The organism is Streptomyces sp. NPDC104581 (assembly GCF_055583685.1).
Map to the genome: position 1 here is coordinate 25,827 of NZ_JBVJNN010000022.1, position 24,132 is coordinate 49,958.

21 protein-coding genes are annotated in these 24,132 nt (G+C 72.2%); 17 read left to right on the forward strand and 4 right to left on the reverse strand.

Annotation, left to right across the window (positions count from 1 at the left end; all coding sequences use genetic code 11):
• Positions 1-279: 279 nt before the first annotated feature.
• From ACZ61E_RS19365 to ACZ61E_RS19375, 3 genes are all read right to left on the reverse strand, one after another.
• Entirely contained in the window at positions 280-498 is a 219-nt protein-coding gene (locus tag ACZ61E_RS19365; RefSeq protein WP_469700903.1) for a hypothetical protein, read from the reverse strand.
• A 284-nt stretch (positions 499-782) separates the two neighbouring features.
• Positions 783-3,056: an ABC transporter ATP-binding protein gene (locus ACZ61E_RS19370; protein ID WP_469700905.1), complete on the reverse strand. Its 2,274-nt coding sequence runs from the start codon at positions 3,054-3,056 to the stop codon at positions 783-785.
• Positions 3,053-4,960, reverse strand: a complete 1,908-nt coding sequence (locus tag ACZ61E_RS19375; RefSeq protein WP_469700907.1) for an ABC transporter ATP-binding protein — start codon at positions 4,958-4,960, stop codon at positions 3,053-3,055. The genes ACZ61E_RS19370 and ACZ61E_RS19375 overlap by 4 nt, the downstream gene beginning before the upstream one ends.
• Positions 4,961-5,190: 230 nt before the next feature.
• Here ACZ61E_RS19375 and ACZ61E_RS19380 point away from each other — a divergent pair, with 230 nt between their 5' ends.
• The 4 genes from ACZ61E_RS19380 to ACZ61E_RS19395 all read left to right on the forward strand — a co-directional run bounded on the left by ACZ61E_RS19380 (position 5,191) and on the right by ACZ61E_RS19395 (position 8,995).
• Positions 5,191-6,210, forward strand: a complete 1,020-nt coding sequence (locus ACZ61E_RS19380) for an ABC transporter ATP-binding protein (RefSeq protein ID WP_469700908.1) — start codon at positions 5,191-5,193, stop codon at positions 6,208-6,210.
• Between the two features lies 1 nt (position 6,211).
• Positions 6,212-6,955, forward strand: a complete 744-nt coding sequence (locus tag ACZ61E_RS19385; protein ID WP_469700910.1) for an ABC transporter permease — start codon at positions 6,212-6,214, stop codon at positions 6,953-6,955.
• A 131-nt stretch (positions 6,956-7,086) separates the two neighbouring features.
• Positions 7,087-8,394, forward strand: a complete 1,308-nt coding sequence (locus tag ACZ61E_RS19390; protein WP_469700911.1) for a sensor histidine kinase — start codon at positions 7,087-7,089, stop codon at positions 8,392-8,394.
• Entirely contained in the window at positions 8,357-8,995 is a 639-nt protein-coding gene (locus ACZ61E_RS19395) for a response regulator (protein WP_469700912.1), read from the forward strand. Before ACZ61E_RS19390 ends, ACZ61E_RS19395 begins: the two co-directional genes overlap by 38 nt.
• Before the next feature lie 51 nt (positions 8,996-9,046).
• Here ACZ61E_RS19395 and glgX read toward each other — a convergent pair whose 3' ends face one another.
• The gene (gene glgX, locus ACZ61E_RS19400; protein ID WP_469701015.1) at positions 9,047-11,413 is read right to left on the reverse strand and encodes a glycogen debranching protein GlgX; all 2,367 of its coding nucleotides are present in this window, start codon (positions 11,411-11,413) and stop codon (positions 9,047-9,049) included.
• 205 nt (positions 11,414-11,618) lie between these two features.
• On the opposite strand from glgX, the gene ACZ61E_RS19405 reads away from it, so the two are divergent.
• The 13 genes from ACZ61E_RS19405 to ACZ61E_RS19465 all read left to right on the forward strand — a co-directional run bounded on the left by ACZ61E_RS19405 (position 11,619) and on the right by ACZ61E_RS19465 (position 23,908).
• A complete protein-coding gene (locus ACZ61E_RS19405; RefSeq protein WP_469700914.1) occupies positions 11,619-12,842 on the forward strand; it encodes a L,D-transpeptidase in 1,224 nt (407 codons plus the stop codon).
• Between the two features lie 248 nt (positions 12,843-13,090).
• Positions 13,091-14,350 (forward strand): L,D-transpeptidase, encoded by a 1,260-nt coding sequence (locus ACZ61E_RS19410; RefSeq protein WP_469700915.1) that lies wholly within the window; start codon positions 13,091-13,093, stop codon positions 14,348-14,350.
• A 125-nt stretch (positions 14,351-14,475) separates the two neighbouring features.
• Complete coding sequence (locus ACZ61E_RS19415; protein WP_469700917.1) at positions 14,476-15,246, forward strand: enoyl-CoA hydratase/isomerase family protein; 771 nt, start codon at positions 14,476-14,478, stop codon at positions 15,244-15,246.
• A 262-nt stretch (positions 15,247-15,508) separates the two neighbouring features.
• Complete coding sequence (locus tag ACZ61E_RS19420; protein WP_469700919.1) at positions 15,509-16,018, forward strand: ATP-binding protein; 510 nt, start codon at positions 15,509-15,511, stop codon at positions 16,016-16,018.
• A 125-nt stretch (positions 16,019-16,143) separates the two neighbouring features.
• Complete coding sequence (locus tag ACZ61E_RS19425) at positions 16,144-16,359, forward strand: EF-hand domain-containing protein (RefSeq protein WP_469700920.1); 216 nt, start codon at positions 16,144-16,146, stop codon at positions 16,357-16,359.
• Between the two features lie 49 nt (positions 16,360-16,408).
• Entirely contained in the window at positions 16,409-17,311 is a 903-nt protein-coding gene (locus ACZ61E_RS19430; RefSeq protein ID WP_469700921.1) for a CopD family protein, read from the forward strand.
• A gap of 269 nt (positions 17,312-17,580) precedes the next feature.
• Entirely contained in the window at positions 17,581-17,961 is a 381-nt protein-coding gene (locus tag ACZ61E_RS19435) for a DUF6221 family protein (protein ID WP_469700922.1), read from the forward strand.
• Between the two features lie 241 nt (positions 17,962-18,202).
• A complete protein-coding gene (locus tag ACZ61E_RS19440) occupies positions 18,203-19,858 on the forward strand; it encodes an ATP-binding protein (protein ID WP_469700923.1) in 1,656 nt (551 codons plus the stop codon).
• A 2-nt stretch (positions 19,859-19,860) separates the two neighbouring features.
• Positions 19,861-20,268 (forward strand): roadblock/LC7 domain-containing protein, encoded by a 408-nt coding sequence (locus ACZ61E_RS19445; RefSeq protein ID WP_469700925.1) that lies wholly within the window; start codon positions 19,861-19,863, stop codon positions 20,266-20,268.
• Positions 20,265-20,636: a DUF742 domain-containing protein gene (locus ACZ61E_RS19450; RefSeq protein ID WP_469700926.1), complete on the forward strand. Its 372-nt coding sequence runs from the start codon at positions 20,265-20,267 to the stop codon at positions 20,634-20,636. Before ACZ61E_RS19445 ends, ACZ61E_RS19450 begins: the two co-directional genes overlap by 4 nt.
• Positions 20,614-21,219: a GTP-binding protein gene (locus tag ACZ61E_RS19455; protein ID WP_469700928.1), complete on the forward strand. Its 606-nt coding sequence runs from the start codon at positions 20,614-20,616 to the stop codon at positions 21,217-21,219. The genes ACZ61E_RS19450 and ACZ61E_RS19455 overlap by 23 nt, the downstream gene beginning before the upstream one ends.
• A gap of 137 nt (positions 21,220-21,356) precedes the next feature.
• On the forward strand, positions 21,357-22,562 hold the full coding sequence (locus tag ACZ61E_RS19460; RefSeq protein ID WP_469700929.1) for a cytochrome P450: 1,206 nt from the start codon (positions 21,357-21,359) through the stop codon (positions 22,560-22,562).
• A 92-nt stretch (positions 22,563-22,654) separates the two neighbouring features.
• Positions 22,655-23,908 (forward strand): cytochrome P450 family protein, encoded by a 1,254-nt coding sequence (locus tag ACZ61E_RS19465; protein ID WP_469700931.1) that lies wholly within the window; start codon positions 22,655-22,657, stop codon positions 23,906-23,908.
• Positions 23,909-24,132: the final 224 nt, after the last annotated feature.

Below are 24,132 nucleotides of genomic sequence, written 5' to 3' on the forward strand. Positions count from 1 at the left end.
CTTCTGCGAGGGGGGTACCGGGCCGCTCTCGGGTGGGCGGCCCGGACAGTGCGGGGCAAACGCGGGAGCAGGTGCAGGAGTGGGCTGGAGCACGAGATGTGGTGCACGAGATGCGGAGCTGCGGTGCACGAGATGCGGAGCGGTGGTGCTCAGAACGGAGAGAGAGTCCCAGGAATCCGGTCACTCTGTCAGGAGCGCGTCAACAAGTTGGCCGGAAATCGTCCGCTGCGCGAACTGCCGTGTTCGTTAAGCGAAATCCGCGGTGGTGTTGCGGCGGTGTTAAGCGGGCGTACGCCGGGCGATCGTGATGATCTCCGGACTCGGACCGGTCAGCGGGCCGCGGTCCCCGTCGCCGTACCGCTCCTCGACCGTCAGTCCCGACTCCACGAGGCACGCGTCGATCCGCTCGGCCCCGAGGAAGCGCAGGGTGCTGTCCCCGCCGGGGAACGTGCTCGCCGGGGAGGGTGAGACCGGGCCTGAAGGAGACGATTTCGCCACGCACGGACAGGACTTGACGGGTCATCCGAGCGCGGCGGAGCCCTCCGGGCCCGGCGCCGGCACCTTGACGGGCGCGGCCGGTCGTCCATGACTCCCACGCGCGAGCCAGCGGATTGCGCGTCTCGAAACCGAACCGGCCGTCGTCGGTCAGCGCCGCGCGTACGCCGGCCGGCGCGGACCGCGGCGTGTCGCCCCCCGAGCAGCTCCTGGAACGCGTGTCCGGTCATCACCCGCGCCGGGGGACCGGACGTCGCTCGGGCCGGGGCCGGGAGGCGGCCCGGAGGTCAGGCCAGGCTGTCGCGCCAGGCGCGGTGCAGGCCCGCGAACCGGCCGACGCCGCCGATCAGTTCGGCCGGGGAGCCGTCCTCCACGATGCGGCCGTGCTCCATCACCAGCACCCGGTCGGCGATCTCCACGGTCGACAGACGGTGCGCGATCACCACCGCCGTACGGCCGTTGAGCACCGTGTCCATCGCCCGCTGCACGGCCCGCTCACCGGGGATGTCCAGCGAACTCGTCGCCTCGTCCAGGATCAGTACGGAGGGATCGGCGAGCAGCGCGCGGGCGAACGCCACCAACTGGCGCTGGCCCGCCGAGATCCGGCCACCCCGCTTCCGTACGTCCGTGTCGTACCCGTCCGGCAGACCGGTGATGAAGTCGTGCGCGCCGATCGCCTTCGCGGCCCGCTCGATCTCGTCGCGCGACGCGTCGGGACTGCCGATCGCGATGTTCTCGGCGACGGTCCCGGAGAAGAGGAACGCCTCCTGGGTCACCATCACGACACCGCGCCGCAGCTCGGGGGTGTCCAGGTCCCGCAGGTCGGTGCCGTCGAGCAGGACGCGGCCCTCGGTGGGGTCGTAGAACCGGGCCAGCAGCTTGGCCAGCGTGGACTTGCCCGCGCCGGTCGAACCGACGACGGCCACCGTCTGACCGGCCGGGAGCGTCAGGTCGAAGCGGGGCAGGACCTCGCCGCCCGTCCGGTACGAGAAGCTGACCGAGTCGAAGACGACCTCGCGGCCCGGGTGCCCGCCCGTCAGCTCGGGCAGCGGGCGGGGGTCCGCCGCCTCGGGCACGGACGGGGTCTGGGCGAGCAGCCCCGCGATCTTCTCCAGGGACGCGGCCGCCGACTGGTAGGAGTTGAGGAACATCCCGAGCCGGTCGATCGGGTCGTACAGCCTCCGCAGGAACAGCACCGACGCGGCGAGCACACCGAGGGCGAGCGTCCCGTCGGCGACCCGGAAGGCGCCCCACAGCACGATTCCGGCCACGGCGACGTTCGCGGTGAGCCGGGAACCGATCACATAGCGCGCCATTTCGAGGATGGCGTCGCCGTTGGTGCGCTCGTGATGGTGGTTGAGCGCGTGGAACTCGGCGTCGTTGGCACGCTCGCGGCGGAACGCCTGCACGGGCCTGATGCCGTTCATCGTCTCCGCGAACTTCACGATGACCGCGGCGATGGCGGTGGAACGCTTGCCGAATATGGCGCCGGCCCTGCACTGGTACAGCCGCACCAGCGCGTACAGCGGTACGAAGGAGAGCACGGCGAGTCCGCCGATGCCGAGGTCCAGGTAGAGCAGCATCGCCGAGATGTAGACGAAGGCGAGGATCACCGCGACGAGTTCCTGGAGCCCCTCGGCGAGCAGCTCGCGCAGTGACTCGACGTCCGTGGTGGAGCGGGAGATCAGCCGCCCGGAGGTGTAGCGCTCGTGGAAGTCCACGCTCAGCGCCTGGGCGTGCCGGAAGATCCGGCCGCGCAGATCGAGGAGCACGTCCTGGTTCACCCGGGCGGACGAGCGGATGAACGCGTACTGGAAGACGCCGGCTCCGGCGGCGCAGAGCAGATAGCCGACGGCGACCGCGACGAGCGGGCCGCTGTCGTCGGCACGGAAGGCGGGTACGCCCCGGTCGATGGCGTACGCGACGAGCAGCGGGCCCGCCTGAACGGCGGCCTGCTGGAGCAGCAGGAGCAACGCGGTCACCGCCACCCGGCCCCGCCGGGCCCGCAGCAGCGACCGCAGCAGCGCGCCGGTGGCCCCACGAGGGGCGGGCAGCGCGTCCTTTGCGAAGGGGTCGTCGTCGGAACCCGCCTCCACGCCGGGCCCACCGGCGTCCCCGACGCCCGGGGGCGTGACGACGGTGCCGGAAGCCGCGAAGCCCGTGCCCGTGCCCGTACTCCCGACCGTCTCCGCGCCCGCGCCCGTGATGCCGCCCGCACTCGGGCGCGTGCCGGTGCGGGTGTCCTTGGCCGGTGCGGTGTCCGGGCCGGCGGGCGTGATGCTGTCTGTGCCCGTGATGGCGGGGCCTGTGCTCGGGCGCGTGTCGGTGCCGGTTTCCTTGGCCGGTGCGGTGTCCGTGTCGGTGGGCGTGCACATCCCGGTGGCCGGGCCCCCGGCCGGGCCCGTGCCCGCCCCCGTGCCCACGAGAGGCTGGGCCGATTCGGCCGTACGTGGTCCGCCCGGCACGGCGCCCGCGTCGGTCGAGCCGGGGGCGGGGGTCGTGTCGTCGTCCCGTCCCGGTTCGGTCGGACCGTCGCTCGTGGTCGTCGGCGACGACGTCATCCCATGCTCCTCTCGACGGATTCCGCCCCCGTGTCGATTGCCTCGTCGCGGCCCGCGCCCGGCCGCGACCCCGTCTCCGCGTCCGCCCCGGACATCAGCCACGCGTACTCCGCGTTGTCCCGCAGCAGTTCGTGGTGCGTCCCCACCGCCGTGATCCGGCCCTCCGAGATCAGCGCCACCCGGTCCGCGAGCATCACCGTCGAAGGCCGGTGCGCCACGACCAGTGCCGTGGTCTCGTCGAGCACCCGGCGCAGCGCCGCCTCGACCAGCGCCTCCGTATGGACGTCGAGCGCGGACAGCGGATCGTCGAGCACCAGGAAGCGCGGTCCGCCGACCACCGCCCTGGCCAGCGCCAGCCGTTGCCGCTGGCCGCCGGAGAGGCTGAGTCCCTGCTCGCCGACCTCGGTGTGCACACCCTGCGGCAGGTCCTGGACGAAGTCGGCCTGCGCCACGTCCAGCGCCCGCAGCAGCGCCGCCTCGTCCGCGTTCTCGGCGCCCATGCGAACGTTGTCGCCGACGGTCGCCGAGAACAGCGTCGGTTCCTCGAAGGCCACCGACACCAGCTCACGCAGCCGCTGCCGTGGCATCAGCGCGATGTCCTCGCCGTCCAGCGTGATCCGTCCGCCCGTCACCTCGTGCAGCCGGGGCACCAGCGCCGTGAGCGTCGTCTTCCCGGAGCCGGTCGCGCCGACGAGCGCCATCGTCTCGCCGGACCTGATGTGCAGGTCCACCTCCGCGATGACGGGTACGGACCCGTCCTCCGCGTCGGGATAGCGGAACGACACGCCCTCGAAGCGCAGCCCGCCGGACTCCTTGGCCAGGACCGTGTCCCGGCCCCCGCCTCCGGCCGCGACGACCCCGCCCCCGGCCGCCCCCTGCGCGTCCGCCGTCTCCTGTTCGGCGTCCATCACCTCGAAGTACCGCTCCGTCGCGGTCGCCGACTCCTGGCTCATCGCCAGCAGGAAGCCGATCGACTCCACCGGCCAGCGCAGCGCCAGCGCCGTCGACAGGAAGGCGACCAGCGTGCCGGTGGACAGATGACCGTCGGCGACCTGGACCGTGCCCAGCACCAGCGCCGCGCCGATCGCCACTTCGGGGATGACCATGATCAGTGCCCAGATGCCCGCCAGCAGACGGGCCTTGCCCAGCTCCGTACCGCGCAGCCGCTCCGCGAGCGCGCGAAACGCGAGCGCCTGGCTGCGGTGCCTGCCGAAGCCCTTCACGATCCGTACGCCGAGGACGCTCTCCTCGACCACCGTCGTCAGATCGCCCACCTGGTCCTGCGCCTTGCGGGCGACCAGTGAGTACTTCGCCTCGAAGACCGAGCAGAGGATCACCAGCGGCACCACGGGCGCCAGCAGCACCAGCCCGAGCGTCCACTCCTGCATCAGCAGGATCACGAAGCCGACGAGGATCGTCGTCGCGTTCACCAGCAGGAAGGTCAGCGGAAAGGCCAGAAACATACGCAGCAGCATCAGGTCCGTCGTGCCGCGCGACAGCAACTGCCCCGAAGGCCACCGGTCGTGGAACGCGATCGGCAGCCGTTGCAGATGCCGGTACAGATCCGCCCGCATCGCGGCCTCGACCCCCGCCAGCGGCCTGGCGACCAACCACCGCCGGAAGCCGAAGAGCAGGGCTTCGAGGATGCCGAGCAGCAGCAGATACAGCGCGCCGCGCCAGATGCCGGCCGTGTCACCCTCCGCGATCGGGCCGTCGACCATCCACTTCAGCACGAGGGGGAACACCAGCGCCAGGGACGAGGCCAGCACGGCGACGAACGCGGCGCTGAACAGGCGCACACGCACCGGCCGTACGTACGGCCACAGCCTGAGCAGCGAACGCACGGCCGAGCGTTTCTGGACGGCGGCTGGGTCCTTGGTAGATACATCTTCGGAGGTCGGCATCAAGGTGAGCCTACGTATCACCACTGACAGTGCCCACCGATTTCCGGCTGACGTCGGTAGCGGCGAACACCGACCGGTGCCCACCGTCCGCGCCCACCGTCCGGTGTCCGCCGGACGCCGTCGGCCCGGCGCCCCCGTCGAGGCCGATGCCGGTATCAACCGATCGGTTGATACGACTTCAAGCGCGATGGCCGATGCCGCCCCGCGCCGCCCGGGGGCATCCTGCTGCCATGGCGATCATCGAAGTGAACGGCCTGCGCAAGGCATACGGGGGAAAGCCCGCCGTCGACGGTGTCGACTTCACCGTCGAGGAGGGCGAGATCTTCGGGGTCCTCGGTCCCAACGGTGCGGGCAAGACGACGACCGTCGAATGCGTCGTGGGGCTCAGGGTCCCCGACGCCGGTACGGTCCGGGTCGCCGGGCTCGATCCGGTCGGCGACCACGAGCAGGTCACACGGATTCTCGGCGCGCAGCTCCAGGAGAGTGAGCTCCAGCCGAAGCTGACGGTGCGCGAGGCGCTTGAGCTGTACTCCGCGTTCTACCCCGAGCCCGTCGACTGGCGTCCGCTCGCCGCCCGCCTCGGACTGGAGGCCAAGCTCTCGACGCGCTTCGCGAAGCTCTCCGGCGGCCAGAAACAGCGCCTGTCCATCGCGCTCTCCCTGATCGGCGGCCCCCGCGTGGTCGTGCTCGACGAGCTGACCACCGGCCTCGACCCGCGTGCCCGGCGCGACACCTGGAGCCTGATCGAGGAGATCAGGGACTCCGGGGTGACCGTGCTGCTGGTCACCCACTTCATGGAGGAGGCGCAGCGGCTCTGCGACCGCATCGCCGTGATCGACCGGGGGAAGGTCGCCGCGCTCGACACCCCGTCCGGGCTGATCGCGCGCTCGGCGGCGTCCACCGTCATCTCCTTCACACCGTCGCAGCCGCTGCGCGACGAGGACCTGGCCGCGCTGCCCGAGGCGGTCTCCGTCGAGACGAAGGGCGACCGGATCGTCATCAACGGCACCGACGAGACCGTCAACGCGGTCATCACGCTGCTCGCCCGCCACCGCGTCACGGCGCACCAGCTCCGGGTCACCGAGGCGACGCTGGACGACGCGTTCCTCGACCTCACGGAGACCCCGGCCGGGAGAGCGACGCCGACGCCGACGCCGGCGCCGACGCCGACGAACACCGACACCGACCCCGGCGGCGCCGAGCACCGCGCCGCCACGGCGACCGCACCGCAGCCCGAAGAGAGGGTCTGACATGGCCTCCGCCTCCACCGCCGTCCTCAAGACCGAGGCGCGCCTGCTGGGCCGCGAGCCGGGAGTGCTCTTCTGGATCATCACCTTCCCGACGCTGCTGATGGTGATCCTCGGACTGATCCCCGGCTTCGACGACCCCGACCCCGACCTCGGCGGCCGGCGGGTCATCGACCTGTACGTCCCCGTCGCCGCCCTGCTCGCCGTGATCACGGCCGCGCTCCAGGCCATGCCGTCGATTCTGATCGGCTACCGCGAACGCGGCATCCTGCGCCGTATGTCCACGACGCCCGTGCGTCCCGCGACGCTCCTCGTCTCGCAGCTCGTACTGCTCGGCGGCGGCGCGCTCGCGTCGGCCGTGCTGGTGGTCGCCGTCGGCAGGACCGTCTTCGGCGTGGCGCTGCCCGGTCAGCCCGCCGGCTATCTGCTGGCACTGGTGCTCGCGACCGCCGGCGCCCTGGCGCTGGGCGGGCTCGTCTGCGCGATCGCCCGTACCCAGAAGGCGGGTCAGGCGATCGGCTCGGCCCTGTTCTTCCCGTCGATGTTCACCGCGGGCGTCTGGCTGCCCGTCCAGACGATGCCCGACCTGCTGCGCGACATCGTCGGCTACTCGCCCATGGGTGCCGCGTCCGAGGCGCTCGACGCCGCGATGCGCGGCGGCTGGCCGCACTGGGCGGACCTGGGCGTGATGGCCCTGTGGACGCTGCTGCTGACCGCCGGCGCCGCCCGCTGGTTCCGCTGGGAATGACCACCGGCGGGCGCTCGCGGCGACTGGTGCCGGTGCCGGGACGCGGGGGCCGGGCGGGTGCGGACCACAGGGGGGTCCGCAGCCGTCCCGGCTCCCTCCGGCCGCCGGCCGGGACGGGGCACACTGTGGGGATGACGACTGCCAGGGCGGCGCGCGTGCCGGTCTCCGTGGAGCAGCGGTGGGAGCAGTTCCACCGGTGGGGCCCCTTCGCCCTGCTGGCGCTCTCCTCGGTGATCTCGGCCCTCAGCGCGGACGCCTTCGGCATGACCCGCACCGCGCGGTACACGGCCGGGGCGCTGGTCGTCGTCGCCGTCGTCCTCCAGCTCTGCTGGGGCGCGCTGGGGAGCGACCCCCCGACCGAGCGCGAGCCGTCCGCCGCCGGCTTCGTCTACTACGGCCTGCGGACCGTCCTCGCCTTCGTCCTCACCTGGCTCAATCCGCTCTTCGCCGTCTACGCCGTCATCGGCTACTTCGACAGCGGCCATCTGCTGCCCGAGCGCGCCGTCCGGGCGGGCCTGCTCGTCTACGCCGTCATCATGGCGGGCTCGCAGTCCGGCGGACTGCCGCCGGACGGCGTCCTCCAGTGGGTCCTCTTCGCCGGGCTCCTGTTGCTCAACGGCTCCCTCACCCTCGTCTTCGCGCATCTAGGCCGCCGGGAGTCCGAGATCGCCGCCGAGCGTTCCGCCACCATCACCGAGCTCGAACAGGCCAACGCCCGCCTGGAGCAGGCCCTGGAGGAGAACGCGGGGCTGCACGCCCAGCTCCTCGTCCAGGCACGGGAGGCGGGCGTCGCGGACGAGCGCCGCAGGCTCGCCGCCGAGATCCACGACACCATCGCCCAGGGGCTGACCGGCATCATCGCCCAGCTCCAGGTGGTGACCGCCACCCCCGACCCCGAGCTGGCCCGCGAGCACCTCACGCGGGCCGCCGCCCTCGCCCGCCACAGTCTCGGTGAGGCGCGCCGCTCGGTGCGCAATCTCGGTCCGGCGGCGCTGGAGCACGACACCCTGGCCGAGGCCCTGAAGAAGACCGTCGCCGAGTGGTCCGACCGGACCGGCGTGCGGGCCGGGTTCACCGTCACCGGCACGGAGGAGCCCCTCCACGACGAGGTCGCCGCCACACTGCTGCGCATCGCCCAGGAGGCCCTGGCCAACACCGCCAGGCACGCCGGGGCGGGCCGGGCCGGCGTCACCCTCTCGTACATGGGCCATGAGATCACCCTCGACGTACGGGACGACGGGCGCGGCTTCGACCCGCTCGTGCTGCGCCCGCGCTCCGGCTCGAACGGGTTCGGACTCGACGGCATGCGCGCCCGCGCGGAGCGCATGGCGGGCACCGTCACCGTGGAGTCCGAGGTCGGCGGCGGCACGGCGGTCTCGGCTCGCGTACCTTTGGTCCGTCATGCCAGAGCGGACCATCACCCTGATCGTCGTCGATGACCATCCCGTCGTACGGGACGGTCTGCGCGGCATGTTCGAGTCCGCCGACGGTTTCGAGGTGCTGGGCGAGGCGTCCGGCGGCGTCGCCGGTGTCGAGCTGGCGCTCCGTGTGGACCCGGACGTCGTGCTGATGGACCTGCGGATGCCGGACGGCGGGGGAGTCGACGCGATAGCGGCGCTGACCCGGCGTGGCGCCCGTGCCAAGGTGCTCGTTCTCACCACGTACGACACGGACTCCGACACCATCCCCGCGATCGAGGCGGGCGCCACCGGCTACCTCCTCAAGGACGCGCCGCGCGAGGAACTGTTCACGGCGGTACGGGCGGCGGCCGGGGGGCGTACGGTCCTGTCGCCCGCCGTCGCGTCCCGGCTGGTCTCCCGCGTCCGTGCGCCCGCGGCGGGCAACGAGCCGCTCTCCGCGCGGGAACGCGAGGTCCTCGAACTCGTCGCGCGGGGCACGTCGAACCGGGAGATCGCCGCCGAGCTGTTCATCAGTGAGGCGACGGTGAAGACCCATCTCACCCACATCTACGCCAAGCTGGGCGTCAAGGACCGCGCGGCGGCCGTCGCCGTGGGGTACGACCGCGGGATCCTGGGCTGAGCCCCCCGCCGTCGCCCCTCACCAGGAGGCGGCGGCCGGCCCCGCCCCTCCTCAGGAGGGCGCGTCCCACCCCCGTACGCGCAGCAGCAGTACCGACCGCGCGGGCACCGTCGTCACCGTCCCCCCGTCGAGCACCGTCCCCGGCTCCGTCTCCTGGTCCTCCGACGAGGTGTCGACCACCAGCTCGTACGCCCGCGCCCACGGCTCGCCGGGCAGCGTGAAGTCCTGCGGCCGCGAGCCCGAGTGCAGCACCGCCAGGAAGCTGTCGTCGGTGATCTTCCGCCCGCGCGCGTCGCGCCCCGGGATGTCGCGGCCCGACAGGAACAGGCCCAGCGTCGAGGCGGGCGCGTACCAGTCCCCCTCGGTCATCTCCTCGCCGTCGGGCCGGAACCACGCCAGGTCGCGCAGCCCGTCGGGCGCCTGTGCGCGCCCGGAGAAGAACGCCCGGCGGCGCAGCACCGGATGCCTCCGCCGCAGCGCCAGGAGCCGTCCGGTGAGCCGGTGGAGGGCGTGGGCGCCCGGCTGGTCGAGCAGTGACCAGTCCAGCCAGCTCGTCTCGTTGTCCTGGCAGTACGCGTTGTTGCTGCCGCCCTGGGTGCGGCCCATCTCGTCGCCCGCGACCAGCATCGGCACACCGGTCGACAGCAGCAGGGTGGTCAGGAGGTTGCGCAGCTGCCGCCGCCGCAGGGCGTTGATCCCGGGGTCGTCGGTCTCGCCCTCCGCACCGCAGTTCCAGGCGCGGTTGTCGTCCGTGCCGTCCCTGTTGCCCTCGCCGTTGGCCTCGTTGTGCTTGTGCTCGTAGCTGACCAGGTCGCGCAGGGTGAAGCCGTCGTGGGCGGTGACGAAGTTGACGGACGCGTACGGCCGCCGGCCGCCCCACGCGTACAGGTCGCTCGACCCGGACAGCCGGTAGCCCAGATCCCGCACGTCGGGGGTGGCACCGCGCCAGAAGTCGCGTACCGCGTCCCGGTAGCGGTCGTTCCACTCGGCCCACAGGGGCGGGAAGGCCCCGACCTGATAGCCGCCGTCGCCGACGTCCCACGGCTCCGCGATGAGCTTCACCCGACGCAGCACCGGATCCTGCGCGATCACGGCCAGGAAGGGCGACAGCATGTCGACGTCGTGCATGGAGCGGGCGAGCGCCGCCGCCAGGTCGAAGCGGAAGCCGTCGACGCCCATCTCCGTGACCCAGTACCGCAGCGAGTCCGTGATCAGCCGCAGCACCTGCGGCTGGACGACATGGAGGGTGTTGCCGCAGCCCGTGTAGTCGCTGTACCTGCGGGCGTCGGCCTGGAGACGGTAGTAGCCGCGGTTGTCGATGCCGCGCAGGGAGAGCGTCGGGCCGTGCTCGCCCGCCTCCGCCGTGTGGTTGTAGACGACGTCGAGGATGACCTCTATCCCGGCGTCGTGCAGGGCGCGCACCATCCGCTTGAACTCGCCGACCTGCTGGCCCCGGGTGCCGCCCGCCGCGTAGCCGGCGTGCGGGGCGAAGTAGCCGATGGAGTTGTAGCCCCAGTAGTTGCGCAGCCCGCGGCGCAGCAGATGCTCCTCGTGCGCGAACTGGTGCACCGGCAGCAGCTCGACGGCGGTCACCCCGAGCCGTACGAGGTGCTCGATCGCCGCCGGGTGGGCCAGGCCCGCGTAGGTGCCGCGCAGCTCGTCGGGGATGCCCGGATGGCGCATGGTGAAGCCGCGTACGTGCAGCTCGTAGATGACCGTGTCCGCCCAGGGCGTCTTGGGGCGGCGGTCGTCGGCCCAGGTGTCACCGGGGGCGTCGTCGTGGACGACGACGCCCTTGGGGACGTGGGGCGCGGAGTCGTGCTCGTCGCGCACCGTGTCGGCCACCTGCCGCTGCGGCCAGTCGCGCACATGGCCGTACACCTCGGGCGGCAGCGCGAAGTCGCCGTCGACGGCGCGCGCGTACGGGTCGAGGAGGAGCTTCGCCGGGTTCCACCGGGCGCCCGTCCAGGGGTCCCAGCGGCCGTGCACCCGGAAGCCGTACCGCTGGCCGGGGCGTATGCCGGGCACGAAACCGTGCCAGATCTCGTGTGTCAGCTCCGTCAGCGGGAGGCGGGTCTCCACGGCGCCGCCTTCTGGGGAGCCACCTTCACCGACTCCGCCTCCTTCGGAGGCCGCGCCGTCGGCCCGGCCGCCGTCCGGCGCCCCGGCGTCGTCGAACAGGCACAGTTCGACGGCCTCCGCGCCGCCCGCCCAGAGGGCGAAGTTCGTCCCCGCGACCCCGTCCGGACCGACCCGGTACCGCGCTCCCAGCGGTGTCGGCGCGCCCGGCCACACCTCGGGCGGGGGAGCGGCGGAGGCCGTCTCCCCGACGGCCTCCGTCCCGCTCCCCGCCTGCCGCCCGGCGCCCGTCCGGACGCCCGGCTCGCCCTCTTCGACCGGATCTCTCACATGATCCATCATCGGATCCCGGACCGGTTCCCGCACTGTCTCCCGCTCGGCTGCGCTCGTCACCTGCCAGCCCTCCCGGCTCGTCGGCCCCGCACGTCCGGCGGCCACGGCGTCCCGGCCCCGGCTCCCCCTCGCGTGGTCCTCCCACGAGTTCTGCCCGCCGGAAGGCCCCCACTCACGTTTCCCCCGCGGGGGGGTCGTCGTTGGGTGGGTCGTGACACACGTACTGAAGCGGGCAAGGACCGGCGTCGCCGCCGTACTGACATACGCAGGTCTGATGGCGGGGCTGGCCGGACTCACGGCCTGCACCGTCGGCGAGACCTTCACCGAGAGCAAGTCCCGGGCGCCCGGGGACACGATTCGTATCAGCCCCGAGGACGGGGCCGGGAACATCAAACGCGGTGACCGGATCGAGGTGAGGATCCCCGACGGCCGGCTGGAGCGGGTCGAGGTCGCGCGGGTCGACGGCGCGCAGCGCACGAAGCTGCCGGGCCGGACCTCCGACGACGGCCTCGTGTGGTCGCCGGACGCGGAGGCGCGCGTCGTGCTCGCCGCCAAGTACAGCGTCGACGTGGTCGCCGTGGACGGCGAGGGCCGCAGGTCGGCCCGGCACTCCACCTTCACCACCGCTGTGCCGAAGCACCGCTTCATCGGCTACTTCCAGCCCGAGAACCGCTCGACCGTCGGCACCGGAATGATCGTCTCCTTCGACTTCAACCGGAAGATCGAGAACCGCGCCGCCGTCCAGCGCGCCGTCCGCGTCACCTCGGACCCGCCGGTCGAGGTCGTCGGCCACTGGTTCGGCGACCGGCGGCTGGACTTCCGGCCCCGGGAGTACTGGAAGCCGGGCACCGAGGTCACGGTCGATGTGCGGCTGCGGGACGTGCAGGCCGCGCCGGGGGTCTTCGGCATCCAGGAGAAGACCGTCGGATTCACGGTCGGCCGCTCCCAGGTGTCCCTCGTCGACGCGGAGAAACACAGCATGGAGGTGCGGCGCGACGGTGCGCTGGTGTCGACGGTGCCGATCACGGCCGGGGCGCCCGAGACCACGACGTACAACGGGAAGATGGTCGTCTCCGAGCTGTACGACGTGACGCGGATGAACGGCGCGACGGTGGGCTTCGGCGGTGAGTACGACATCAAGGACGTGCCGCACGCCCTGCGCCTGACGACGTCGGGGACGTTCCTGCACGGCAACTACTGGGCCACGCCGGACACGTTCGGCTCCACCAACGTCAGCCACGGGTGCGTCGGACTGCGGGACGTCAAGGGAGGCAGCGCGGACACTCCGGCGGGCTGGTTCTTCGACAGGACGCTCGTCGGTGACGTCGTGGAAGTGGTCAACTCCCGTGACAGAACGGTCGCTCCGGACAACGGGCTGAGCGGCTGGAACCTCGACTGGGCCAAGTGGAAGGCGGGTTCCGCGGCCGCCGGCTGACGGCGGGGAGCCGCACGCTCCCGGAGTCCCGGCCCCGCACCCACCCTCACCTGCGTGACCGTCCCTGATTCCGGGCGACGTTGGAACGGAACAGTGACAATCCCGGGGAGTCCGGGACGGCTCGCGGTGTGATTGTCTAGCGCCGTGCGCGCGAGCAGAGCGCGCGGGGGTGTGGAGCCCGGTCGTGCGTTGTTCGCACCCGGCTCCGAGGCCGTGGCGGGGCCCGGCCGTGTGAGGGGAGACGACCATTGAACGGGCAGCCGATATCGGGGGCATCGGCGGAAGCCGGCCGGGCGCGGCGAGCGGGACGGGGCAGGGGGCTCGCGGCGTTCGCGCTGGGGAGCCTGCTCCTGTTCGTGACGGCGTGCGGCGGGGGAGGCGGCGGGGGCGCCGACAGCGGTGACGGCAAGGGCGAGAAGGACGGCGGGAAGGTCGAGAACGCCGCCTCCCAGGCCGTCGTGACGATCGCGCCCAAGGACGGCGCCAAGTCGGTCGCCACGAGCGGCGCCCTGAAGATCACCGCGAGCAAGGGCAAGCTGACCAGCGTCGACGTCAAGGACGGCAAGGGCAACGCGGTCGACGGCGAGATCGCCGCCGGCGGCACCGCCTGGGAGCCGGCCCGGCATCTGGCCGGAGCCACCAAGTACACGGTGCACGCCATCGCCAAGGACTCCGAGGGCCGGGTCTCGGCGAAGGACACCACCTTCACCACCCTCGTACCGAAGAACACCTTCATCGGTCACTACACGCCCGAGGACGGCTCGACGGTCGGTGTCGGCATGCCGGTCTCGCTCAACTTCACCCGGGGGATCACCGATCCCGAGGCGGTGGAGCGGGCGATCAAGGTGACCGCCGAGCCGTCGGTCCCCGTCGAGGGGCACTGGTTCGGCAACGACCGGCTGGACTTCCGGCCCGAGAAGTACTGGGCCGCGGGCACGAAGGTGACCGTGGAGCTGAACCTCGACGGTGTCGAGGGACGGCCCGGTGTCTACGGCGAGCAGGCCAAGACGGTGAAGTTCACCATCGGCCGCTCCATGGTCTCCACGGTGGACGCCAAGGCCAAGACGATGAAGGTCGTCAAGGACGGCAAGCAGATCAAGAAGATCGACATCACCGCGGGCGCGCCGTCGACCACCACGTACAACGGCGAGATGGTCATCAGCGAGAAGCACAAGGTGACGCGGATGAACGGCGCGACGGTGGGCTTCGGCGGTGAGTACGACATCAAGGACGTGCCGCACGCCATGCGGCTGTCCACGTCGGGCACCTTCATCCACGGCAACTACTGGGCGTCGGCCGGGACGTTCGGCTCGGCCAACGTCAGCCACGGGTGCGTCGGACTGCGCGACGTACGGGGCGGGCACGACAAGAAGACGCCGTCCGCGTGGTTCTACGACCAGTCGATCATCGGCGACGTGGTGATCGTGAAGAACTCCGACGACAAGAAGATCGCCCCGGACAACGGACTCAACGGCTGGAACATGCCCTGGGCGCAGTGGACGAAGTAGTCCCGGAGTAGCCCCTCCCGCTGTTCCGGCGCGGCCCCCGAGGGCCCGGCGCACCCCGGCCAGGGTGCGCCGGGCCCTTCCGCGTACCGGCCTCCTCGCGCGTCGCACCGCCTAACCTGCCTGGTATGGCATCTGTGAATCTCGAAGTCTCCGGCGGCGTCGGCACCATCCGGCTCGACCGCCCGCCCATGAACGCGCTGACAATCGCGATCCAGGACCGCCTCCTCGAACTCGCGGCGGAGGCCGGTCGCCGCGAGGACGTCAGGGCCGTGATCCTGTACGGCGGTGAGAAGGTGTTCGCCGCCGGCGCGGACATCAAGGAGATGCGCGACATGGACCACGCGGCGATGGTCGTACGGTCCCGGGCCCTCCAGGAGTCGTTCACGGCCGTGGCCCGGATCCCCAAGCCCGTGGTCGCCGCCGTCACCGGCTACGCGCTGGGCGGCGGCTGTGAACTGGCGCTCTGCGCCGACTTCCGCATCGCCGCCGACAACGCGAAGCTCGGCCAGCCGGAGATCCTGCTCGGCCTGATCCCGGGCGCGGGCGGCACCCAGCGCCTGGCCCGGCTCATCGGCCCCTCCAAGGCCAAGGACCTCATCTTCACCGGCCGTCAGGTGAAGGCGCCCGAGGCGCTCGCGCTGGGGCTCGTGGACCGTGTCGTACCGCCGGAGGAGGTCTACGAGCAGGCGCACGCGTGGGCCGCGCGGCTCGCCCAGGGGCCGGCCCTGGCGCTGCGGGCCGCCAAGGAGACGGTGGACGCGGGCCTGGAGACCGATCTGGAGACGGGCCTCGCGATCGAACGCAACTGGTTCGCGGGCCTGTTCGCCACCGAGGACCGCGAGCGCGGCATGCGCAGCTTCGTGGAGGAGGGGCCGGGCAAGGCCAAGTTCCTCTGATCGCCGTGTGGTTGGACAGCCGGAGCGAGCGCGTCAACCTGGTGCCCGGTTCAGCTCCGCCTTAAGGCAACCTTAAGGCGGAGCGGTTGATCACATCCGGTGATCACCCGTGTGTGACGTGTTATCGCAGATCAGGATGGGTAACGGGGGTGGCTTCCTGCCACCGTCATATGCCGAACTCCCCTCCGTGGGTCGGCCGTTCGGGGGTACTCAATCCCCCGGAACGCCCCCGGCGGCCCGTCTGGGCAGCCATGATGGACCCATGGCGGGCCTTGAGGGTGTGGAACAACCGCGGCATGGCGGCGACGCGGCCGCTACGCGATTGACGCCGGCCGTCGAGGACGAACACGGGCGCGGAGTGCTCGAACTGTTCGGCAATCCGACGGAAGCGGAAGTCCGGCTGCCGTCCCGCCCGGAGTCCGCCCTGGCGGCACGCAGACTCACCCATGTCGTCGTGCTGCGCCAGTGGGCACTGTCCCCGCAACTCGCCGAGCACGCGGTGCTCCTCGTCTCCGAACTCGTCGGCAACGCCGTACGGCACACGGGCGCACGCGTCTTCGGCCTGCGGATGCTGCGCCGCCGCGGCTGGATCCGCGTCGAGGTGCGGGACCCCTCCCGCGGCCTGCCCTGTCTGCTGCCGGTGCGCGAGATGGACACCAGCGGGCGGGGGCTGTTCCTGGTGGACAAACTCTCCGACCGGTGGGGCGTGGATCTGCTGCCGCGCGGCAAGACGACCTGGTTCGAGATGCGGGTCTCGGACCGCCGTCCCTGAGCCGCGCGGCCCCTCGGGCGGCGTCGCCGCGAGCCGCGGCCTCCACCACCGGGCTGCCGCTGAGTTGGCGGAGCGGTGCCGATAATCTGACCACTGTCAGTAGGGACCAAGAAGGGGCTGAAGCAGTGGCGGACATCGAAGAGGCGCGCAAGGCGTTCGACCGTTTCGACGCGAACAGCGACGGGCTGATCACGGCGGCGGAGTACAAGAGCGCGATGGCGCAGCTCGGCGACTTCCATGTGACCGAGACCGTGGCCCAGGCCGTGATCAACGCCCATGACTCCAACAACGACGGCCTCCTCACCTTCGAGGAGTTCCTGGCGTCCCGCGCGAAGGGTTAGTACGGCCGCAGGCCCGGGCAGGCCGGCCACCGCACAGGAGGGGCGAGGGTTGCCGACACGGGTCAGGGCCGCCGCAGCCGGCGGCGTCGCGCTGGCGCTGCTCGTCGTGCTGTACGGCGCGGGCGTGGCCTCGCGCGGCACCGGCGAGCTGCGCATACCCGCCGCCGGCACCACCTCCCTCCTGCGCGCCGCGGTCTTCACCGCGCTCGCGCTGCACCTGGGTGAACTGGCCGGCGCCGCCCTCGCCCGCACCGGGCCGCTGCCCCGCGCGTGGGCGCTCCCCGCGGCGCTGGCCGGGGCCGCCGCGTCGGCCGGGCAGATCGTGGTCCTCGCGGTGGTGAGCGACCTGGACATCCCCGCGACGTACGCCACCCGCGAGGGCGGCCTGCTGCTCGTCATGGCCAACGGCTTCCTGCTGGCCGCCGGCTGCGCCGCGACGGGCCGGCCCCGCTGGGCGCTCGTCCCGCTCGCCGGCGTCGTCATCGCCGAGGCGCTGCGCGCCCATCCGGAGCCGTACACCCCCGAACTGGGCACGGCGCTCACGGTTGTGCACCTGACCGCCGCGTCCCTGTGGGCCGGCGGTCTCTGGCACGTCCTGCGCACGACGTGGCTGCGGCGCGCCGACCCCGCGGACGCCCGGGCCCTGCTGACCCGCTACGCCCGCGGCGCCGTCTGGCCGCTGGTCGTGCTGGCCGCCACCGGGACCCTGTCCACGCTGCGCCGGCTGCCCGCCGACACCGTGGTCACCTCCGCGTACGGCCGTGTCCTGATCGCCAAGCTCGTCCTCGTCGCGATGGCGAGCACGCTGGCCCTGGTCGCGCGCCGGCGGCTGCTGCTGAGCCGCGGCGCGCACCGGGCGGCCCGGGTCGAACTGGCCGTCCTGGCCTCCGTGTTGCTGCTCTCCGCCGTCCTCACGGTGGTCCCGGACCCGCACTGGATCAGCACCCGCTGAACGACTCCCCGGCCCGCGCCCCGGCGTACCCGTGCCGATGTCCGAATCGATGAGCGCCGGACTCGCGCGCGGCAATACTCCGGACCCCGCCGGGCAGGGTGAAGCGGGAGAGGGGGCCGTCAGAGGCGTACGGCGGCACGTGCCGCCGTACCGGTCGGTGAGGTGCCCGCCGCAACCTCCGTGCGGCATCCTCTGTTGGACTGAGCGGACGGGTACGAGATGAGCGGCACGGCGAGGGATCACGGATCGTGACAGAAGAGAACACGGACATGCTGGCTTTTGTTCGGGCGCGCCTGGACGAGGAGGAGCAGGTCGCGCGGGCGGCCGGCGGGGAGAGCTGGCGGTGTCCGCCCGAGGCGCCCGGCGAGGTCCACGACCGGTCCGGCGGGATCTCGTTCAGCGTGCGGACGCAGGGGTACGACCGTCACATCGCCCTCCAGGACCCGGCGCGCACGCTGCGCCGGATCGAGACGAGCAGAGTGCTGCTCGGCGAGTACGCCGAGGTCGCGCACCTGGACGTGGACCGCCCCGCGCACGACTTCCCCTCCGGCCGCGCCGTGGGGCTGGGCTTCGTCGTCCGCCAGATGGCGGCGGAGCACGCCGGGCACGGCGACTACCAGGCACGATGGCTGCCGCGTTTCGCGAGGTAGCCAACTGCATTGGTACGGGGGCCCGTTCGGACTCGGGCGGGGGCGGTCGCGGTGCGAATCGGGCAGGTCACCGCCCGTGTTCGAGAAGTGACCGCCTCATATGCCGATCGGATATACGATCACTCAACAATGTCCGGCACGGGGCTGGTTGACCGGTCCCGCCCATTCCGGAACCGCCCACGGACCGCTGCGGACGACTCACCGCCGGACATCGGCTTCAGCTCCCACTCGAAGGTTTCCCATGGTCCGATCCCCCACCACCCCGGCGGCCCCGCCGCACGAGCGCCGGGCACGCCTCCTGTGGCCGGTGGCGCAGCTTCTGGCCCTTCTCACCGCGGCCGTCGGCGCGGTGGCCCTGGCCGGCGCGCACATCGGGGCGGCGGTGGCGTACGGCGCGCTCGCCCTGCTGGTACCGGTCGCCATGGAACACCTGCGCAGACGGCACCGGGACGCCCTGTCGGACGCCGCCGGGCGGCGGGCCGAGACCGAACGCGTACGGGCCGAGGCCGCCGTCCGCGATGCCCACTGGCACCGGCTGAGCCGGGAACGCGCCGAACTGGTGCGCGCGGAGGTCGAGTTCCTCGTCACCAAGCGGCTCCCCGCGGCCTTCTCACGGACCGACGTCCCACGACCGCGCTACACCGAGGACGAGTTGGGCGCGGGCGTCGCCGAGTGGTTCGACCGGCTGCTGACCGCGGTCACCGAGGAGGCCGACGACCGCGAGGAGTCGCAGCGGCTCTCGCTGGTCGAGCTGGCGAGCCGGGTGCAGACGTCGGCGCACCGGATCCAGGCGACCGTGACCGGTCTGGCCGACCGCTATCCCGGCGACACGGACCTGCTGGAGACCACCATGCTGGTGGACCACGCCGCCACCCAGCAGGCCAGGCACGCGCAGAGCCTCAAGGTGCTGTGCGGTGAGTGGCCGGGCCAGCAGTGGCAGCGGCCGCTCGCGCTGGTGGACGTGGTCCGCGCGGCGTCCGGCCGCATCGTCGCCTTCAAGCGCGTCGAGGTCAGCGGTGACCCCGACGTCGGCGTCACCCCCTCCGTGGTCGAACCGCTCATCCACCTCATGGCCGAACTGCTTGCCAACGCCACGGAGTACTCGCCGCCCAAGACCGGCGTACCCGTCACGGTGCGCACGGTGCAGCGCGGCGCGGTCATCGAGGTCGACGACGGCGGCCTCGGGCTCGACGAGTACCGCCTCGCCGAGGCGCGCGAGATCGTGTCGGGCCGCAGGCTCCTCGGCGTCGGCGATGTCGGCGAGATCCCCCAGACCGGTCTCGCGGTGGTGGGCCGCTTCGCCGAACGGCACGGCTTCCAGGTCGACCTCGGGCCCTCTCCGTACGGCGGTGTCCGCGCCGTGGTCCTGGTGCCGGTGGACGTACTGGAGACGCTCGCGCCCGCCGGTACGCCGGCCGGGCGGGTCCTGCCCGCCGGCGTACCGGTCCCGGAGGTCCCCGCACGGGCCCCCGCGCCGCGCACGGAGCCCCCGGTCGCGCCCGCACCGGCCGGGACACCGGCGCCCGCCGCGACCCCCGCACCCCCGCCGGACGCCGGGCCCGGCACGCCGCGCACCGGCCGGCAGCTCCCCCGGCGCCGTTCGCGGCGCGAGGACTACGCGCCCCGCGCCCACGCGCCGACCCCCGCCCCCTCCGCCGTCACCCCGCCCGGCTCGCCGGAGGAGGCCGGTGACTGGATGGAGCAGTTCTTCGAGGGCTGCCGCCCCCAGCCGGACCCCGACGAGTCCGCGCAGGCGCCCGACACGACCACCGCGCCCAACACGACCACCGCGCCCGACATGCCCACCGGGTCCGGCGCCCCGGACCCCGCCCCCGACGAGAGCCCGAACGGCCCGTCTTCCGCCGCCACCCCCCACCCCCCGGAAGGACAGACGTGAGTATGAGCTACGTGGAGAACCCGGAGCAGCGCGGCTGGATGATCGCCGACGTCGCCGTCGTACCGGGCGTCGAGCGGGTCATCGTCTTCAGCGCCGACGGACTCCTGCTGGCCAGTTCGGACGGAATGGACCGGGACGCCGCCGAGCGCCTGTCGGCCAGCTGCTCCGGGCTCCAGTCCCTCGGCCGCAGTCTCGGCCGGGAGTTCGGCACGGACGGCGGAGCCGTGCACCAGCAGATGGTCGAGTTCAACGGCGGTTTCCTCTTCATGCGCAGCGCCAACGGCGCCCATCTCGCGGTGGTGACGGGCCCCGTGGTGGACCCGAAGCTGGTCGCCCGGCAGATGCAGGCGCAGGTGATGAAGATCGGCGCGGGCAACCTGAGCAGCCCGCCGAGGCAGGACTCCGCATGAACGGGCCGGGAGGGGAGTACGACGACAGCGCCGGCGCGTTACGTCCGTACGTCATCACCAAGGGGCGCTCCCGGCCGAGCCGCAACACCATAAGCATCGAGACACTCCTCGTGGCGATCGGCCCGCCACGCGCCCTGCCGGTCTCGGCGACCAGGGAGGAACGCGCCCTGGTACGGATGTGCGAGCGGCTGCTCTCCCTCGTCGAGGCCGCCGCGCATCTCGGTCTGCCGGTCAGCCTGGTGAAGGTGCTGGCGTCCGATCTCGTCGACAGCGGTCATCTCTCCGCCCGTTCGGGCGTCCCCCAGGCCGCCCCGCCCGACTCGCAACTCCTCCAGGAGGTACTGGATGGTCTCCGTCGGCTCCGCTGACCGCTATCTGCCCGACACCGTCCAGCAGGCCGTCAAGATCCTCGTCGTCGGCGCGTTCGGCGTCGGCAAGACCACGCTCGTCGGCTCGGTCAGCGAGATCGAGCCCCTGCGCACCGAGGAGGTCATGACACAGGCCAGCGTCGGCGTGGACGTCCTGGCCGGACTCACCACGAAGACCACGACCACCGTCGCGATGGACTTCGGCCGGATTACCCTCAACTCCCGCCTCGTGCTCTATCTGTTCGGGACACCGGGCCAGCGCCGCTTCTGGGATCTGTGGGAGGGGCTGGCGGAGGGCGCGCTCGGCGTGCTCGTCATCGTCGACACCCGCAGACTGGAGGACAGCTTCGACGTCCTCGAACAACTGGAGCTGCGCGGACTGCCGTTCGCGGTCGCGGTGAACCAGTTCCCGGACAGTGAGCGGTACGGCCCGGAGGAACTCCGCGACGCGCTGGACCTGTTGCCCCGCACACCGGTGACGGTGTGCGACGCGCGTGACCACGCCTCGTCCGTCGACGCCCTGATCAGCCTTGTCGAGTACGTCTCGGCCGGCTCGGCACGCACCCCGGAGACCGCTTCATGAGTTCGGCACCGAAGCCCGCCCCCGTACCCGATCCTGACGCACCGTCAGGCTTAGGCCCCGAGCCGGCGCCCCCGCCCGGCTGCCCCGCCCACCGCGCCCCGGGCCGCGCCACCGGACTGCTCCCGCTGTCCGCCGCCGTGGGCGCCCCCGACCCGCGCGCCGTCTACCGCGAACTCCGCGCCGAATGGGGCAACGTGGCCGGGGTGGAACTCGAACCGGGCGTCCCCGCCTGGCTCGTCATGGGCTACCGGGAACTGCTGACCGTCACCCGCCAGGAACAGATCTACTCCCGCGACGGCCGCAAGTGGCGCCACATGCACGACGGCGTCGTCTCACCCGACTCGGGCCTGCTGCCGATGATGGGCTGGCGCGCCAATGTCATCGGCGCCGACGGCGCGGAGCACCGGCGGTTGCGCAAACCGCTCGACGACGGCATCGCCCGGATCGACCAGCGCGGGATGCGCCGCCACGTCGAGAGGATCTGCACCGACCTGATCGCGGAGTTCTCCGAACGCGGCAGCGCGGACCTGGTGAACGAGTACGCCACGATCGTCCCGATGCTCTCCCTCGCCTCGCTGTTCGGCCTCGACGCCATCGAGGGCCGGGAGCTGCTGGACGCGCTCATCGCGCTGTTCGGCAGCGCCGGCGACTCGCAGGCCGGCAACCGCCACTTCGAGGAGATCCTGCTCGACACGGTGCGCGAGCGGCGCCGCAACCCGACCGACGACATGACCACGGTCTTCATCAACCACCCGAACCTCCGCAACGAGGCCGAGCGCCTCCAGTCCATCGTGGTGATGATCTCCGCCGGCAACGAGACCGTCACCGCCTGGATCTCGCACACGCTGCGCCTGATGCTCACGGACCCGCGGTTCGCCGCGCGGCTGCACGGCGGCCGGCTCGGAGTCGACGACGCGCTCGACCAGGCGCTGTGGCGCGACCCCCCGATGAACAACATGCCGGCCCGGTACGCCCTGCACGACACGGAGCTGGGCGGCCGGCTCATCCGGCGCGGCGACTGTCTGATCCTCGGGCACGCCGCCGCCAACGACGACCCCGCGATCCGGCCCGACGAAGGCGACGAGGAGCCCGGCAACCGCGCCCACCTCGCCTTCTCCGCCGGACCGCACGTCTGCCCGGCGCAGGTACCGGCGCGGCTCATCACCCGTACGGCGGTGAACACCGCGCTCAACCTGCTGCCGGACATGAAACTCGCCGTCCCCGCGGAACGGGTGACCTGGCGCCCCTCCCCCTGGACGCGGGTCCCCGTCACGCTCCCGGCACGGTTCTCCGCGGCCCGCGTCCCGGTCCGCGCCGGCCGGGGGCGGTTCCGGCGGGACTGAGCGGCCGGAGCGTACGGCACGCCCGAAACGGCCCGAAACCGGCGGGACTTCCCGGGAATCCCACCCACCAGCCCGAGTTCTGGAGAAGCGACATGACCACACCAGCGGCAGCCTCGTCCGAGGCCGGCATACCGGTCGTCACCCTCGACCCGCACGGCACCGACCACCACGGCGAGGCCGCCAGGCTCCGCGCACTCGGCCCCGTGGTCCGTATCAAGCTGCCCGGAGACGTCATGGCGTGGTCCGTGACCGACCACGCCCTGCTGAACGACCTGATCGCCGACCCGCGCTTCAGCAAGGACTGGCGCCGCTGGAACGCCGTCCTGCGCGGCGAGATCTCCGACGGCTGGCCGCTGATCGGCATGGTCAAGGTCACCAACATGGTCACCGCCGACGGCCAGGAGCACCGCAGGCTGCGGAAGCTGGTCACCCAGACGTTCACGCCCCGCCGGGTCCAGGAGCTGCGCCCGCGCATCGAGCAGATCGTGAACGAGCTGCTGGACGCGCTGCCTTCGCACGCGGACGCCGACGGCGGCGTCGATCTCCGGCGCCACTTCGCCCACCCGGTGCCCATGCGGGTGATCTGCGAACTCTTCGGCGTCCCCGAGCACGAGCGGCCCCGGCTCAAGGAGCTGATGGACAACATCTTCCGCTCCGACCTGGGGCCGGAGGAAGTGACCGCCAGCCAGATCGAGCAGTACCAGCTCCTCGCCCGGGTGGTCGACAACTGCCGCGAGAACCCCGGCCCCGATCTGACCAGCGCGCTCATCGCGGCGCGCGACGCGGACCCCGACTCGCTCAGCGAGGAGGAACTGGTCGGCACGCTCCTGCTGATGCTCTCCGCCGGTCAGGAGACCACGCTGAGCCTGATCACCAACGCCGTACGCGCCCTGCTCACCCATCCCGACCAGCGCGCCCTCGCCGAGCGGGGCGACGAGTCGGTCTGGGCGGACGTGGTCGAGGAGACCCTGCGCTGGGACGCCCCGATCGGCAACTTCCCCTTCCGCTATCCCCTGGAGGACGTGGAGATCGCGGGCGTGCGCATCCCCAAGGGGGAGGCGATCATGGCCCCGTACAGCGCGGTCGGCCGCGACAGGGCCCACCACGGCGAGTCCGCCGACGCGTTCGACATCACCCGGGAGCGGCGCAAGCACCTGGCGTTCAGCCACGGCCCGCACTTCTGCCTCGGCGCCCCGCTGGCCAGGCTCGAAGCGGCCCTGGCGATCCCCGCGGTCTTCACGAGGTACCCGGACCTGACCCTGGCCGTCGACCCGGCCGACCTGATCCCCGTCCCCTCGCTCTTCTCCAACAGCTCGACCACACTGCCGGTACGCCTGCGACCCTGACCGCCCCGAGAGGGTGTCGTAATGCAGATCATCATGAGTGCGCGGTCCAGGCGCGCACCCTCGCGCCCCACGAACGTGTGAAACCGGCCCTCATACCCCCTTCCATGTCACTCCGCGTACCCGGCATGCCATACATTGCGGGCGTAATCATCTTTGTTTGTCGTGATTTGCCCTGACGGCACAGGCGGGTTCGCTTTGGCGGTCGGTGACTGAACTGGAGTTGG